Source organism: Alteromonas pelagimontana (assembly GCF_002499975.2).
Taxonomy (GTDB): domain Bacteria; phylum Pseudomonadota; class Gammaproteobacteria; order Enterobacterales; family Alteromonadaceae; genus Alteromonas; species Alteromonas pelagimontana.
This window is the reverse complement of record NZ_CP052766.1, coordinates 3,445,053-3,460,868: the sequence shown is the minus strand read 5'-3', so window position 1 is coordinate 3,460,868 and position 15,816 is coordinate 3,445,053. Positions and strand designations below refer to the sequence as shown.

Annotated in this window: 14 protein-coding genes; 9 read left to right on the top strand and 5 right to left on the bottom strand. The window is 46.8% G+C overall.

Annotation, left to right across the window (positions count from 1 at the left end; genetic code table 11):
- Window positions 1–2,430, top strand: coding sequence for an ABC transporter permease (locus CA267_RS15195; protein ID WP_075610198.1), 2,430 nt, complete (start codon window positions 1–3; stop codon window positions 2,428–2,430).
- On the top strand, window positions 2,420–3,502 hold the full coding sequence (locus tag CA267_RS15190; RefSeq protein ID WP_075610197.1) for a lipocalin-like domain-containing protein: 1,083 nt from the start codon (window positions 2,420–2,422) through the stop codon (window positions 3,500–3,502). Before CA267_RS15195 ends, CA267_RS15190 begins: the two co-directional genes overlap by 11 nt.
- Window positions 3,503–3,537: 35 nt before the next feature.
- Here the strand turns inward: CA267_RS15190 and glsB are convergent, their stop codons facing one another.
- Both glsB and CA267_RS15180 read right to left on the bottom strand, forming a co-directional pair.
- Window positions 3,538–4,446, bottom strand: a complete 909-nt coding sequence (gene glsB, locus CA267_RS15185; protein ID WP_075610196.1) for a glutaminase B — start codon at window positions 4,444–4,446, stop codon at window positions 3,538–3,540.
- A 100-nt stretch (window positions 4,447–4,546) separates the two neighbouring features.
- On the bottom strand, window positions 4,547–5,989 hold the full coding sequence (locus CA267_RS15180) for an alkaline phosphatase (RefSeq protein ID WP_083638571.1): 1,443 nt from the start codon (window positions 5,987–5,989) through the stop codon (window positions 4,547–4,549).
- Window positions 5,990–6,347: 358 nt separating this feature from the next.
- Between CA267_RS15180 and CA267_RS15175 the strand changes: the two genes are divergently transcribed.
- The 4 genes from CA267_RS15175 (at window position 6,348) to CA267_RS15160 (ending at window position 9,259) form a co-directional block, all read left to right on the top strand.
- A complete protein-coding gene (locus tag CA267_RS15175) occupies window positions 6,348–7,292 on the top strand; it encodes a LysR family transcriptional regulator (RefSeq protein ID WP_075610329.1) in 945 nt (314 codons plus the stop codon).
- 109 nt (window positions 7,293–7,401) lie between these two features.
- Window positions 7,402–7,569 carry a hypothetical protein gene (locus tag CA267_RS15170; RefSeq protein ID WP_170669075.1) on the top strand — a complete coding sequence of 56 codons (168 nt, stop codon included), beginning with the start codon at window positions 7,402–7,404 and terminating at the stop codon, window positions 7,567–7,569.
- Window positions 7,536–7,823, top strand: a complete 288-nt coding sequence (locus CA267_RS15165) for a hypothetical protein (protein ID WP_075610194.1) — start codon at window positions 7,536–7,538, stop codon at window positions 7,821–7,823. The genes CA267_RS15170 and CA267_RS15165 overlap by 34 nt, the downstream gene beginning before the upstream one ends.
- Window positions 7,824–8,419: 596 nt before the next feature.
- Window positions 8,420–9,259 (top strand): PEP-CTERM/exosortase system-associated acyltransferase, encoded by an 840-nt coding sequence (locus CA267_RS15160; protein WP_075610193.1) that lies wholly within the window; start codon window positions 8,420–8,422, stop codon window positions 9,257–9,259.
- Between the two features lie 187 nt (window positions 9,260–9,446).
- Here the strand turns inward: CA267_RS15160 and CA267_RS15155 are convergent, their stop codons facing one another.
- The 3 genes from CA267_RS15155 to CA267_RS15145 form a co-directional block, all read right to left on the bottom strand.
- On the bottom strand, window positions 9,447–10,463 hold the full coding sequence (locus CA267_RS15155; protein ID WP_075610192.1) for an NAD-dependent epimerase: 1,017 nt from the start codon (window positions 10,461–10,463) through the stop codon (window positions 9,447–9,449).
- Between the two features lie 11 nt (window positions 10,464–10,474).
- Entirely contained in the window at window positions 10,475–11,749 is a 1,275-nt protein-coding gene (tviB, locus tag CA267_RS15150) for a Vi polysaccharide biosynthesis UDP-N-acetylglucosamine C-6 dehydrogenase TviB (protein WP_075610191.1), read from the bottom strand.
- 101 nt (window positions 11,750–11,850) lie between these two features.
- Window positions 11,851–12,615 carry a S1 family peptidase gene (locus CA267_RS15145; RefSeq protein ID WP_083638562.1) on the bottom strand — a complete coding sequence of 255 codons (765 nt, stop codon included), beginning with the start codon at window positions 12,613–12,615 and terminating at the stop codon, window positions 11,851–11,853.
- Window positions 12,616–12,760: 145 nt separating this feature from the next.
- On the opposite strand from CA267_RS15145, the gene CA267_RS15140 reads away from it, so the two are divergent.
- The 3 genes from CA267_RS15140 to pepA (CA267_RS15130) all read left to right on the top strand — a co-directional run bounded on the left by CA267_RS15140 (window position 12,761) and on the right by pepA (CA267_RS15130) (window position 15,750).
- On the top strand, window positions 12,761–13,615 hold the full coding sequence (locus CA267_RS15140; protein WP_075610189.1) for a ThiF family adenylyltransferase: 855 nt from the start codon (window positions 12,761–12,763) through the stop codon (window positions 13,613–13,615).
- 61 nt (window positions 13,616–13,676) lie between these two features.
- Entirely contained in the window at window positions 13,677–14,543 is an 867-nt protein-coding gene (gene pepA / locus CA267_RS15135; protein WP_232367558.1) for a flocculation-associated PEP-CTERM protein PepA, read from the top strand.
- A gap of 436 nt (window positions 14,544–14,979) precedes the next feature.
- The gene (gene pepA, locus CA267_RS15130) at window positions 14,980–15,750 is read left to right on the top strand and encodes a flocculation-associated PEP-CTERM protein PepA (protein ID WP_075610187.1); all 771 of its coding nucleotides are present in this window, start codon (window positions 14,980–14,982) and stop codon (window positions 15,748–15,750) included.
- Window positions 15,751–15,816 lie beyond the last annotated feature (66 nt).

Below are 15,816 nucleotides of genomic sequence, written 5' to 3'. Positions count from 1 at the left end.
ATGCAGCGCTCAATAACCGCGTTGCTTCTTACCTTAAAAACACTGGTTGCACTTGCCCGACAGCGAGCGTGGGAACCCCTGTTGGTATGGTTTTCGGTCGCAACCGCGTGCGCCGGGCTAACCGCAGTGGCACTGATAAATGACAACGCCTCCCAATCCATCAGTAAGCCACCAGCGCTGGCTTTCCACTATGTAGTTTCAGCAAAACAGCAAAGCCAACCCCCAACCCAACATGATTATGCGTTACTGCGGCGCGCGGGCTTTACTCAACTCGCAGCCTTCGTACAGTTTGACACTTATGTAAAAGAAGCAACAGAAACCGTTCCTATTTCGGTAATCGCCTTTGACAGCACAGCACTCCCGCCTGGACTCTCTCCTGCCGCGGGATTGGCAGACGCCAGCGGTTACGCTCCCGCAGGAATGAATCCGCACCTTGCTGCCCGGCTCAGTAACGCCACCTCCGTCGAGGTAAAACTGCCTCACAATCAATGGCAGCACTTCGCTGCAGTAATGCATAGCGCCGTTCCCGATAACACTGTCGTTATTGATATTGCCCAATTTTATGCGTCAGACAGAAGCCTCAATGGTTATCCACTCAGCGGCATGGCGTGGATTGGCAAGATGAACAAAGCGAAGCGTGAAGCACTTAACACTGCGTTACCTTCGCACCTGACATTAACCGAACAATTTTCGGAGCTGGATCAAGGCTCGGTGCCTGACAGTTTCAAACTCAACCTTTGGGCAATGGGCATGCTGATGGCGCTGGTTTGCCTTTTTATTATAATTAATGCCTTACATTTAATGTATCGCGCCCGTCTGGCAACGCTCATCCGGCTGCGCCAGCTGGGAGTGTCGGCCAATTATATTACGCTGTCACTCTTATTAGAGATGTTGTTACTAACCGGTCTTGCCAGCGCAGCGGGAGTCATTTTGGGCTTTCAGATCAGCCATTGGGTAAGCCCTGCGCTGTCTCAGACTTTTTCCAGTCTGTTTAATGCGGCTTACCAGAATCAGTCACAGTCTCTGGTTATCTGGTTTCTTCCGGCATGGCTTATCAGCGCTCTTGCTGTCGCACTTGTCGCCATGATTCCCTTGCGTAAGTTAAAAGCCAGCTTACAACTTCGGCGCGCGCCGACACCTGTGTATGTGCGCGGGCTTCTTCCCATAGCAGTAGTACTGTGGATTCTCAGCGGCTTAATTTTCCTGCTCATACCTACGACAACGGGTGCACTAACAGGAATAGCCACGGTTCTATTGGCCGGCTGTACATTAATGGCCGTTTTTCTGCCGGCATTATTGGCGGTTTGCAGCCGTGTAATTCCTGCGCGCTGGCCAGTGTGGCACTGGAGCTTTCACAGCGCGGTGGCGCTATCGCTGCGTACACGTCTCGCTGCCTGTGCCTTCTTTATCGCGCTTACGGCAAACGTAGGGATGAACGTCATGGTTGATAGCTTTCGCCAAGCGACCGAAAGCTGGTTGAGTCAGCGCCTGTTTGCACAGGCCTATCTTTACACCGCCGCACCGCAAGAAGCCATTAAACAAGCACCTGAAGGCTTAACGTTAATTCCCCGTTACGCAGCTGCAGGCACTATAAACAATGCAAAGGTAGAAGTGCGCAGTTTCCCTACAGAAGCCCAGTTTCAAAAAAGCCTGCTTACAGACAGCACTATTTTGCATCCGTGGCGTAAGTTTATTGAGCACACCGGCTTGTTTGTCAGCCAGCAAACAGCGTACCGGCTAAACCTTAAAACCGGTCAAACCGTCCAACTTTCATTTGCTGGTGAAACCCAAAAAGACTACACCGTAATTGGTATTTATCCTGACTACGGCAATCCTGCATCACAAGTGTTACTGCCGCCGGATCAGGTTTCTGAGCGCGGCGAAATTAACGGTGCTATCGCCATTATGGGTCAGCAAATGAGCCAGGCTGACATTCAACAATGGGCCAATACACTTGATGCCTCAGCGAAGTTGTATGATACCGACAACATTATGGCGTTATCTCTGGCGGAATTTGATCGCACCTTTGTCATCACCGATGCGCTTAATGTTGTCACGCTGCTAGTGGCTGCGCTGTCTTTTCTTATGTCGGTGGCCTTGTTGTCGCTGGATACGCGGCCTCAGTTGTCGTTGCTTCGAGCGCTGGGGGTCCGGTCGCTTGCCATCCGATTCGGGCTGCTTGGCCAGTACTTATTAATCCTGGTATTCTGCACACTCATGGCGATACCAGCAGGAATTTTATTGTCCTGGTTGCTCGTAGACCGGGTTAATCGCTACGCCTTTTACTGGACCTATCCCCTCGTTATCGACCCAATAGTTATGGTGCAGTCAGCCGCTATCAGCATCGGTTTGCTAATGGTTCTGCTAAGCCTGCCTGTAGGCAAATTGTCGTCAAAAATTAACACCAGAGAGGCAATGAATGTGGATTAAAAATACGCTGACATTTATCGCACTGGCATGGCTGATCGGCGGCTGCACGCCTTCTGGCGAACCCTCCTCAGAAAAACCCTTTTTTGCGCGTGCTGGTGAAGTTAATAAGGATGCTTCAGAAGTCAGCCTTAGCCGACCCATGCAACTACCCGCTGATCATAAAAGCCACGCGGATTATCGGCTTGAATGGTGGTATCTCACAGCCAATTTGGAAGATAGCGACGGAGCATTTTTCGGTGTCCAGTTTACTTTGTTTCGCATTCAAAATAGCAGTGTTCAAAACAACTGGGAAAATGGTCAAACCTGGATGGCTCATGCATCACTGCACAGCCAATCAAAACACTGGTTTGAAGAACGATTTGCCAGAGGCGGCGTGGGCAACGCTGCTGTTGAGACAAGCCCGTTTCAATTGTATCTGGACGACTGGCAATGGTCAGCATCTGCTGAAAATGCGCCCTTCCCTGCCACTTTAAGCTTTACAGTTGAAGATAATGCGACGCTACAGCTATCTTTAACGTCTGAGGGGCCATATGTGCTGCATGGTAACCAAGGCATCAGCCAAAAATCCGCAGATGCCAGCCTGCGCTCTTACTATTACAGCCAACCCTTTATAGAATTGGGCGGCACAATCAATGTCAACGGCAAGTCGCACAGCGTGCAGGGAAGAGGATGGTTCGATCACGAATGGACATCTCATCTGGCCAGGCAAGAAGCCCTTGGCTGGGATTGGTTTTCTCTGCATCTGGATAACGGCAAAAAGCTGATGGCCTTTCGCATGCACGTAAAAGATAATCCGCCTTACATCACCGCCTCCGTAATTGAAGAAAGCGGAAATGTCACTCACCTTACCTCAGAAGAAATTGCGCTTGAGGTTGTCGCCAATGAACAAATTGGCGCCCGGCGCGTGCCGGTGCAATGGCATATGGCAATCCCTTCACAAAACATCGATATTCGCATTGCGCCAAAAAAGTCACAGCAATGGAATCAGGCCACGTTTTCTTATTACGAAGGCGCTGTCAGTGTTAAAGGAAACCATACTGGAGAAGGGTTTATGGAACTTACGGGTTATTAGCAGCTGTTCTTCTTTCAACAAATACGGTAACGCTCCTAATACACCGACCAGCCAATTCGATTGGTAAGCGATTCCAATGCCGCTACGCCCACCAAAGAATTTCCCATTTTATTCAGCGCGGGTGACCAGACACAAATGGAAAAACGGCCGGGAACAATGGCAATAATGCCGCCACCGACACCGCTTTTACCCGGTAACCCCACGCGAAACGCAAAACTTCCCGCTTCATCGTACAGTCCGCTGGTTGCCAGTAGCGCGTTAACCTGACTGGTCTCATCTTGTGACAAAACCTTCTCGTTGCTAAACAAGCTATAGCCTCTGTTGGCAAGAAAGTTCGTGGCTTTGGCCATATTCACACAGGACATGCGAAGCGCACAGGCAGAGAAATAATTGTGCAGCACGTCATCCACTTCGTTTTCAAAATTGCCAAAAGATTTCATCAGGTACGCCATGGCCGCATTGCGGGAACGATGGGCGTATTCGGATTCGGCCACTTCTCTGTCGATAAAAATATCTTCGTGCCCGGAAACACGGCGAACGAAGTCCCGCATGCCCAAATGTGGCGAAGCAAAACGAGACTGGTTCATATCGCTTACCACCAGCGCGCCTGCATTAATGAAAGGGTTCCGCGGGATACCGTTCTCATATTCCAGTTGCACCAGAGAATTAAACGGCAGGCCGGAAGGCTCTCTTCCCACACGGTTCCATAGCTCTGGCCCGTAGTTATTGATGGCGATAATTAAACTGAATACTTTTGAAATACTCTGAATTGAGAATTCCTGGTCTGCATCACCTATTTTGGTAATTTCTCCACGATTATCGCAGATAGCGATGCCAAACTGGTTCGGGTCAACACATGCCAGGGCGGGAATGTAGTTCGCTACTTTCCCCTGCCCCAGCATAGGCAGCACTTCAGTATAAATATCGTTTAGCAGCGTTTGCATAGTCATCACCAGGGAATAGAGAAAGACGGCACATCTGCCGTCACTTTAACATAGTCGGTAAAAGAACCTGCAATTGCTGCCAGAGCGAGCCTCGCATTTCTTAATTACAGTGCAGGCTATCATTAAAGTCGCAGCCTTTACTTGCTGAGCCATTTTCCGCTTTTGCGTTGGCGGGAGCTGTTGCATTCGTTGCCGCGCTTGAGCTGTTCAGGAAGTTAAAGAAGTTTCGGGCAATATCGGTGTTGTCGATTTGACCGGCAAACGCATCACTTCCCGCACCAAAGGCAAAAACTTCAACGTCAACACCTGTATGGCCGCCTGTGGTCCAGCCGGTATTGGTTTTTTTATCCAAGAAGGCTTTTAACGCCGTTTCCCGCGCTTTTTCATCCTGCTGCTTCGCCATGCGGTTAATTTGCTTTATCTCTTCATCAGATAAGGAAAAACCCAGCTGCTCGGCGACGTAGTTCGCAGAATTACTCTGTGTAGTCATGCCATTGGCAATAGTGGCTACAGAAGCTTTCATGCTGCGTAAATACTCCGGATGCCAGGAATATTCGCCGTTAGCGCCAATAGTCAGTCCACCCGTGCTATGATCGGCGGTAAGAACAACCAAGGTATCAGGATGTGCTGCCACGTAACCACGCAGATATTCCATGGTAAGGGCAAGGTCGTGCATCTCCGCCATTGCAGAACCAATGTCATTGCTGTGACCCGCCCAATCTACCTGACTGGCTTCAATCAGCAAAAAGAAGCCTTTGTCGTTCTCAAGATGTTTTACGGCGTTTTTGGCGATGTACGACAGCCTGTTTTGACGCTCATCATCCAGAGCCGCAGGCAAGCCTACAGGGGCAAATAATCCTAATACTTTAGAGCCAGCCGGTAGTGTGGCCAGCTTGTTATAGCTATCGACATATTGATAACCTTCATCAATGAACTGCCCCACAATATTGCGATCTTCACGCTCAAAATAGGACGTACCGCCACCCAACATAACATCTGCGACAAACTGACCGTTTATTCTGTCATCAAAGTAGCTGTCTGCAAGCGCGTCATAGTTTCTACGGCTTTCATTGTGTGCCATATAAGCGGCTGGGGTGGCGTGATTGATTTGCGAGGTTACCGCTACGCCAGTACGCAAGCCCAATTCTTTTGCCCGCTGTAAAACAGAGCCTACAGGCGCTTTGTTGGCATCAACGCCGATGGCACCATTATAGGATTTTACACCAGTGGCTAACGCTGTTGCTGCGGCCGCAGAATCTGTTACATAACCGGACACCGCAGCAGGATACGTCGATGCATTTCCCACAAAAATATCATCGAAAACAACATTTTCAATTTCATCTGTGGCGGGGTCGTCAGCAAAATTGCGATAAGCAGTAGTATAGGCAGGGCCCATTCCATCAGCTACAACCATAATTATGTTTTTTGGCGCAGTCGCCGCCGTCGCTACTTTGTCGTTTGCAGCGCTGCTGCCAGACATTTGTGCGCAACCTTGGGTGAGTGCCAGGCTTATTAAAGATATCAGCGTAAGTTTTCGAGACATGTTTGCTTCCATGATTAGTAATCGTAAGTAGTGTAAAGCAGCAGTCATGGCTGCACAAAAGTAATTCTGCCAGTGGGCCATTTTACAAGTCCGATGCGAAAACCCATGAACATAAAAGCGGCTGTCAAAGATGGCGAACCGCTACTTAAACAAAGCGGACAGTCAGTAAAACCCGCTCGGTTAGCCAACGCTGGCTCCTGCCGTTGCTCGTATCGCTGGTTTCCCAAATCATATTCAGCCGGAATCCAGTTCAATATAAATAATCCTTTTACTTTACGACGACACGGGTATCTGACATCTTCTGGAAGGCTCTTTATAATAGCCAATGTTAATCACTGGGATAAAAGGCATTAAAAACATGAATATTGCGAAGGTGGATCTTAACCTTTTGGTGTACCTGGATGTATTGTTAAGAGAAGGCAGTGTTACGCGGGCAGCCAATCAGCTGAGTATCACGCAGCCAGCTATGAGTAATGGCTTAAAGCGCCTGCGGGATCTCTTCAAAGATCCACTTTTGGTTCGCACCAGCGACGGCATGACGCCCACCCAACGCGCTCTGGAATTGCAGCCGGTGATCCGGGACGTGTTAAGCAGGCTCGAAAGCTCCATTCAGCCCGAAACCGACTTTGATCCCGCCACCAGCAATCGCACCTTTCGCATTATGACCAGTGACTATGCAGAAAGTACCCTGTTACTGGAACTGGTGGGTAAACTCGCGAGCATGGCACCCAACATCACCCTTGACCTTATTACGCCCAGCGACGTTACCTTTCATGACGTTGAGCAGGGAAAAGTGGATATGGCAATAAACCGTTTTGAAGAACTGCCGCTTTCGTTTCATCAAAAGGTCATCTGGTACGATACATTTAGCTGTGTTATCAGCGCCAACCATCCCCTGGTGAATAAGTGGGATCTGGAAAGTTATCTTAGCGCGCAGCACATCTGGGTAAGCAAAACCGGATTCGGTGTGGGTGTAGGAATTGATCCCAACGAAGTACAGAAACTTGGCTGGGTGGATGCAGAACTGACTAAACTCGGTAAACAGCGGGATATTCGCGTTTTCACGCGTCACTATCATGCGGCCTTACAAATTGCGAAAACGCAAAACCTCATTGCTACGCTTCCCAGCAAAGCGGCTAAAATTTTTAAAGACGATCCTAAAGTTGTGCTCAAAGAGCCACCTTTTGACATACCCCCTATTGCGCTGAAAATGGCGTGGAGCGCGCTGCTTCACCATGATGTCGGGCATATTTGGTTACGACGACTGATAAGCGATGTGGCTACGTCGCTAGGAAACAGCTAACCGCTCCCCCTGTCATTCACAAAGAAAATGATTTAGATAGCAAGCATAAACTGAAAACCGGGAGGTAGGCGCTTTACACTGAGATGAATATTTCAGGTAAGAGGCAGGTATGAGCGAATATATAACACGCGGGCGTTTACAGATTGCCAGGGTTCTCGACACTTTTATTAACGATCAGGCGCTTGTGGGAACACAAATAGAAAGCGCTGCATTCTGGGCGGCCTTACCGGCGTCAATTAAGCGTTGCTGGCTAAGCGTCAGTCGCTGCAAGAGTTAATTGATGATTATCATCGCCGGGGCGATCCTCCGGGCGGCCCTGATTACAAAAGTTTTTTGCAGAAAATTGGCTACCCTACTCCTCAGCCTGACCAGGTAAACATTGATGTTACTAACGTAGATCCTGAAATCGCTAACCATGGCGGGGCCGCAGTTAATAGCGAGCAGCTAACCGTGGAACTGGAAAACGGCGCCAGCACCACGCTTTGCAATCCAGAGCAATGGCTAGAATATCGCCATGATGCCGAATCCTGAAACCGCGCTGGGGTTTCTGGCGGCGAAAGATCTTATTTTTACAGGAAAAGCGCAGCCTAATTGGTTACTCCGAGCCCTTGTTAAATGCGCGCAGGCGTGAAATGAAAGCGCGATCGACACCATATAGTTATACTACCCAGAGTGGCAACTGGCTCTGCGGATTGATAAAACCAATGAGCTCAGTTTTTTCCACTTACAAATGATGGTATCTTTACTTCAGAGACTTCGCCTGCGGCAGCTTTTTGCACCCAACCCGCTAATCCTGAGGGTTATAGCGGGATAGCAGTAAGATATAAAAATTATACCTATCGGATCTTCTCTTTATTTGCGTAAAGTGAGCTATTATTGAGAATATAGAAAGATTGCTGGCAATAACTGCAAGACTGCCGATATAGAGAATACTGCACTGTCTGCTGGGGATCTGTTTCTGGATTTATTCTGCCGGAACTAATTTTCACTGGCAAGCAGATTATCCTGACCACATTCTGGCTTACCGCCAGAGCGTGGCTCAGGAAAATTGAAAGGGACTAGACAAACAACAATGTTTTTCTTTGTCATCATTTTTAGATGTGTCAGGACAGCGTGTAGTAGATCTTATGACTCAAAAGCGATCCATCTTCGATAACCTTTCTAAGAAGGTGAAGAAAACCAAACTGGGAAAATTAGTTACCGGTTACCAGCAACTGCGCGAAGCTAATTATATCTCCAGTCACTTCAGCACATTTCTTCAGCCAGTATTGGCAATAGATGAAGACCTGCGAGAATCTGTATTTAAAATTCGCCACAATGTGTACTGCGAAGAGCTAGGTTTTGAGCCGGTTAAAGAGAACGGCCTTGAAGTAGACGACTTCGACAAGTTCTCGCGCCACTGTCTGATTCGGCATATCAACTCTGATCAACTCGCGGGAACGGTACGCATTGTCAGGCCGCTGGAATCTCACGAGCAATTGCCGATAGAGAAATATTGTTTATCGTCCATTAGCCGACAGGATCTCAATCCTTATCATTTTGACCGCAAAAACGTATGCGAAATTTCCCGCCTTGCCGTTCCCAGCTACTTCCGTCGTCGTCAAATGGACCGCTTTGCTGGCGCTGCAACCGGTGTAATTAACCAGCAAACCTATTCAGAAACCGAACTTCGCTGTTTTCCATTCATTGCAGTAGGTTTGTACTTCGCCGCTGCAGCGACTGCGCTTGAAAGCAACATTGAACATGCTTATGTAATGATGGAACCACGATTAGCCCGCAGTATGAGTTTTGTGGGAATAAAGTTTGAGCAAATTGGACCGGTGGTGGATTATCATGGACGCCGCGCGCCCTATTATATTAATCAGGATTTACTACAAAAAAACCTGAAGCCGGGTTTTGCCAAAATGTTAACTACCATCCGCCAATCTATTCGAGACCAGCTTCCAGCGTCAGATATCACGCCGTAAAGTAATCCGCAATGATGTGTGCTCACTCAGCGCGGGAATCTCTTAACTTTTGATAAGCCAGTTTGGTGAAGGTGTAGTGGGCCTAAATCGGACGCAATTGGCGCAGCTCAAAAGCTGAAAAAACCACATTAAAAAAGGCTGGCAGCAGACTGTCAGCCTTTTTAACACCTATAGTTTCAGGCGTTGTTTATACGTTATAGTAGCCTTTGTACCACTCAACAAAGTTTTTAATGCCGGTATCTATGGTAGTGGTTGGACGATAGCCGGTATCATTTATCAGCGCCTGCACATCGGCAAAAGTATCAGGTACATCGCCTAGCTGTAATGGCAGCAGTTCTTTCTCTGCTTTTTTGCCCAGCGCTTTTTCCAGGGTTTCAATATAAGTTAACAGATGAACCGGCGTTTGCGCGCCAATGTTGTACACTTTCCACGGCGCCTTGCTCGACCCAGGCGCAGGCGTTTCACCTGTCCATTTAGGGTTTGGCTCAGCGGTATTGTCCAGCGTACGAATAACACCTTCTACAATATCGTCGATGTAGGTGAAATCGCGGCGGTGGTTACCATGGTTAAATACCTTGATTGGCTCACCGGCTAAAATCGCTTTGGTAAACAGGAAAAGCGCCATGTCTGGTCTGCCCCACGGACCATAAACAGTGAAAAAGCGCAGGCCGGTGGTAGGCAAATCGTATAAATGGCTGTAAGTATGTGCCATTAGCTCGTTCGCTTTTTTGCTGGCTGCATACAAAGAAACAGGATGGTCAACGTTATCTTCAACAGCAAACGGCATGCTTTCGTTGGCACCATACACTGAACTGGAAGATGCATACACCAGGTGCTTAACCTTGTTGTGGCGGCAGCCTTCAAGAATATTCATAAAGCCGACAATATTGGAATCAATATAAGCATGAGGGTTTTCCAGTGAATACCGTACCCCTGCTTGTGCTGCCAGATGAACTACCTTGTCAAATTGCTGTTCTTTAAACAGCTTTTCCATACCGTCTTTGTCTTCAACCGACATTTTTACAAAGCTGAACTTGTCGGCGCTGGGTAATGCTTTGACGCGATCCAGCCGCGCATGTTTTAGTGTAACGTCGTAATAATCGTTAAGATTATCTAAACCAACCACTTCGTCGCCGCGCTCAAGCAGATACATGGATACATGCGAACCAATGAAGCCCGCGGCTCCCGTTACCAGAACTTTCATGTCACTTTTCCTTATAAACGTATATCAACGCTTGATTTTTCAAACATATATTTAAGATCAAAGACTACAGAGGTTTCTTTACACAGGCTTCGTAGTTGCTGAGATGACCATTCTTTAAATTGCCGATGTGCCACGGCAGCGATCACTGCGTCGTATTTACCTGCTTCAGGTTTGTCAATTAACTTGAGTCCGTACTCTTCTTCCACTTCTTCAGTGCTGGCCCATGGATCATAAATGTCCAGGTTCACGTTGTACTGCTGTAACTCGCTGGCAATATCCACCACTTTGGTATTACGAATATCCGGGCAGTTTTCTTTAAAAGTAATACCCAGCAACAGAACATTGGCACCATTGACCATAATCTGCTTTTTCAGCATGCTTTTAACCAATCGAGAGACGACATACTCTCCCATCTGGTCATTAATTCTGCGCCCGGCCAGTATCACATCTGGATGGTGCCCTAATTCTTCGGCTTTATGGGTAAGGTAGTAAGGGTCTACGCCAATACAGTGACCGCCGACCAGCCCGGGCCGAAATGGCAGAAAGTTCCACTTACTGCCCGCCGCTTCCAGCACTTCTTCGGTATCAATACCCGCACGTTCAAAAATCATCGCCAGTTCATTGATAAGCGCAATGTTAAGATCCCGCTGAGTGTTTTCAATGACTTTGGCCGCTTCTGCCACCTTAATAGATGAAGCTTTGTGCGTACCCACTTTAATAATTTCGTTATACAGCGCGTCGATTTTGTCAGCAATGTCAGGCGTACTGCCGGCAGTCACTTTTACAATGGAGTCGAGCCGGTGCGTTTTATCACCCGGATTGATTCGCTCGGGGCTATAACCGGCAAAAAAGTCTTTGTTAAAGGTAAGGCCTGATTTTTTCTCAATCAGCGGAATACAGTATTCTTCAGTGGCCCCAGGGTACACAGTAGATTCATAAATGACAGTGGTGTTGGGGGTAATCACTTCTCCAATCATTTCACTGGCTTTATGCAGCGGTGTCATGTCAGGCTGCTTGTTCTTATCAATAGGCGTAGGCACAGTGACAATAATCACGTCACACCCTGACAACAGGCTGCTGTCGGCGGTAAAGGAAAGCAACTTTGCTTCTTTTAGCTCTTCTTCCGACACTTCAAGCGTATGATCCCGATTAGATTTAAGTTCTTCCACCCTTTTTTTGTTAATGTCGAAACCCACAGTTTCGCGATGCTTACCGAATGCGACTGCCAATGGCAAACCGACATACCCTAATCCAATAACAGCAATTTTTTTAAATTCTACAGACATAGTTATACAACGCTTTTATAAAACGAACTGGCAAAATGTTGTCACATTTCCACATGCAAAGAAACGCAAATTTTCAGGATAATCAATACCCGGGTATATTCTTATAATATATTGTGCTTTTTTGCCAAGGCATAAACGTGGCTAATCGGAACTGCATACGTAATTCCGCTTGGGCTGGTAATGGCCGATTCTTTGGTTTCTTTAACAAATACTTTATTAATTACCGCAATTACTTTACCGCTACCGGCCAGATATACCGGACTACCACTGTTTCCGGGGTAAGCAACTATATCCAGCTGGTATACCATAAACGGGTTGCGAATATGCTGAAGAAACTGCTCCGATAATTGCTGGCTATTCTGGGCCGCAATGATATTTGGCGTGTATGCGGCCACTATTCCTTTGTGAGTCGCAGCGTACAACCCTAATATTCCGCCGATGGGAAAGCCGGTAATCGCGATGTCTTCGCCATCGTCAATAATGGTATCTGCTGCAACCATGTTCACCGCCGGTAAGGCTTTGCCAATTTTAACGATGGCAATGTCATGCTCTTCATCGGTGAAGATTTGCTCAATGGGAATTATCTCGGCCCGTTTACCTTTAGGAACAAACACCACTCTGCCGGATTTCACCTTTTTATCCAGCGCGGTGGTGACCACATGATGATTGGTAACCACATAGTGTCCGTCACCTATCACAAACCCTGTACCGCTAAGCTGGTGACTGACAGTTCCCATGGGTGAGTAAACCCCCACTCCCACTATCGATGTTTTTATCTTTTTGACGTTATCAACAAAGTCCGCACAAAGGGCAGGTCGACAAACGACAACACTCAAAGCAGCGAGAATCGCTATCAAGTACTGCACTATTTATACACTCCTTAGCTATAATCCTTCCACAACACCTTTTTTTAGCATTTTTCTTTAACATAATCATGTCATCTTTGGCATGATGTCGATTTATTAACAAAACCAGGAAATATACTGGCGCGAATTCATAAGAGAGTAAGAAGTGTTCGATTACGATAAAGCATTCTCACGAAATATTGGCTGGGTAACCCGCGCTGAACAGCAGCAGTTAAAAAATAAACGCGTTGCCATTGCTGGCTGTGGCGGAGTTGGCAGCTTACACACCCTTACCCTTGCGCGATTGGGTGTCAGCAATTTAAACATATCTGATTTTGATCAGTACGATGTGCACAACTTTAACCGTCAGGCTGGTGCGTTCATGTCTACTGTCGATAAAGACAAAATGACGGTTATGTCCTCAATGCTGCTGGACATAAACCCTGAAATGTCGATTCGTGAATTTCCCCAGGGAATCGACGAGAGCAACGTCGATGACTTTCTTAAAGACGTAGACCTTTATATAGACAGCCTGGACTTTTTTGCGCTTGCTGCGCGTAAGCTGGTGTTTCAGAAATGCTATGACGCTGGTATTCCCGTTGTTACTGCGGCTCCGTTAGGTATGGGAACAGCGCTGCTTTGTTTTATGCCAGGGAAAATGAGTTTTGAAGAATATTTTCGCTTCGAAGACAAAGCCACCGAGGAAGAACAGCTTATCCAGTTTTTAATCGGGCTTTCCCCCGCTATGCTGCAACGCCCGTATCTGGTGGATAAATCAGCAGTAGACTTTAAAGCGAAACGAGGCCCCTCCACTGCCATGTCGGTAACGTTATGTGCAGGTGTTGCCGAAACTTACGCGTTAAAGATTCTGTTAAATCGTGGCGAAGTGCTTTGCGCGCCTTATGGTTTACATTTTGATGCTTACAGAAATACTATGAAAAAAACCTGGTGCCCCAAGGGAAACCGCGGGCTGCTGCAGAAATTGAAGTACAAGATAGCAGCCAGCATTGTGCTTAAATAACGGCCAACTTGTGTCGAGTTCTTTTACACTTTGTAAAATTATAAATTTTCCACCGATCACTATGCTCATAAAAACAACGCCTTATAAACGTGGCACTATAAGTGCTTTGATTAAAATGAGGCGTAAAGCCCACTTCTACTTTGGAATGATGGAGATCGTTATGAAATTTAATAAAGTGTTTAAAGCACTTACTTTAACAGCGGGTCTGGCAGCGTCTTTTTCTAGCTCTGCAGAATTCTTAGACTTCACTGTTGATGAATCTGCTTACGGCAATGGTATGGTTGAAGCTGACAAAATTAATGGCGGATTTGTAGAAACGATTGAATTTGACGGAACTGGCGGGTTCTCGGCAATGGCTTTCGCAACTTTTACACAATTCTTCAGTCAGGATGGCACAACAACGGTGACAAATTCTGAACTGGGCTCAAGCTATGTGATTTATGCAATGTTTGAAGCAGAAGGTACGGTTGAATCAGCGACCCTAAACGGTCAGCCTGCTAGCATCCTTACTGGTAACTCAGGTGCTTTCACTCTGTATGTTGACGTTGATGCTAACACAACTGCCAACTCTGATTACTCACTGAATGACTCAGGTGACGATATCGAATTAGGTTCGTCTATGACATTGGGCGAAAACATCGGATATCAAGTTGGACCAAACGGCCTTTTTGACTTCACATTCAGTGACTTCGATTTGACTGAAGCGGGTTCTAACTACTTTGTTAGCCCTAATCCTTTTTACATGACTGTAAACTTGAACGGCGATTTCGATACTTTCGAAACAGCTAACATCCAAACCACTACTGGTGACGTAAGTGCTGTTTTTGAAGACGCACCTGCGGAAGTTCCAGAACCTTCTACTATTGCTGTACTGGCATTAGGTCTGTTAGGTCTTGGCGCTAGCAGCCGTCGTAAATCTGCAAAATAATTTGAGATTTATTTAAAAAAAGCGACTTCGGTCGCTTTTTTGTTGTCTGCAGTTTAAGTTAAATCACTGTGATAACTTTTCTCTCAGCGAAAAGTATGAGTATGAGGGTATACCAATCCGCAATGTTGTGTACCCAGCGCAAGGAGAGAGGACTAGTATTGAATGAATAACCAGCGAAATTACGTTTCGAAAACCTGTTGGCACCTTTAAATCGCGCAACCCAAAAACACAGGTTTCAACCTGCCACACCGTCATTTTCCCATCTCCGATACCAACCCGTACACCCCCTTTTTTATCAGCTTTTTTTACACTCCCCGCGTTGCAGATACTTAAAATCAGGCAAACTCTTTGTAAATTAGAGGCTTAAAAAAATGGCACAGTAGCTGCAAAAGCCTTAACAGAGGTAATTGGACTTTCTCACTTGGAACACTCTATTATGAAACTTAATAAAATAATTAAAGCACTGACAATGACTGCTGGTTTGGTAGCTTCTTTCTCTAGCTCTGCTGAGTTTATGGATTTTACCGTAGATGAAAGTAACTACGGCGGTTCATTGGTTACAGCTGACAAATTCAACGGCGGTTATGTTGAAACTATCAGTTTTGACGGCGCAGGCGGTTTCTCGGCTACTGCGTTTGCTACCTTTACCCAACTTTTTGCCAATGACGGCACATCAAACATTCCAGCATCAACACTAGGTTCATCTTACGTATTGTATGCACTGTTTGAAGCAACAGGCACTATCGAAACAACAACTTTTGCAGGCAAAGACTCTAGCGTGTTGACTGGCACCAGCGGTCAATTCACTCTGTATCTTGATGCTAACGCAGATACTACAGCGTCTCCTGAAGCTGATTATGCGTTAAACAACAGTGGTGACGATCTGGTACTAAGTACCTCAGCCACACTAGCTGACAACATTGCTTATCAAATCGGCGAAAATGGTCTATTCGACTTCACATTCATTGACTTCTCTTTAACTGCTGACGGTGAAGCATACTTTGTAAGCCCTAACCCGTTTTATATGACAGTACGTACCAACGGTGACTTCGATTCTTTCGCCACCGCTGCTACTCAAATTACTACTGGTGACGTAAGCGCTGTATTCAGCAACGCTCCAGCAGAAGTGCCAGAACCTTCTACTATCGCCGTACTGGCTTTAGGTTTGCTGGGCCTTGGCGCACGTAGCCGCCTTAAAGCTAAATAATACATTTACTTGATAATGAAAAGCTGGCCCGCACATGCGGGCCAGCTTTTTTTTATATCCTTTCAG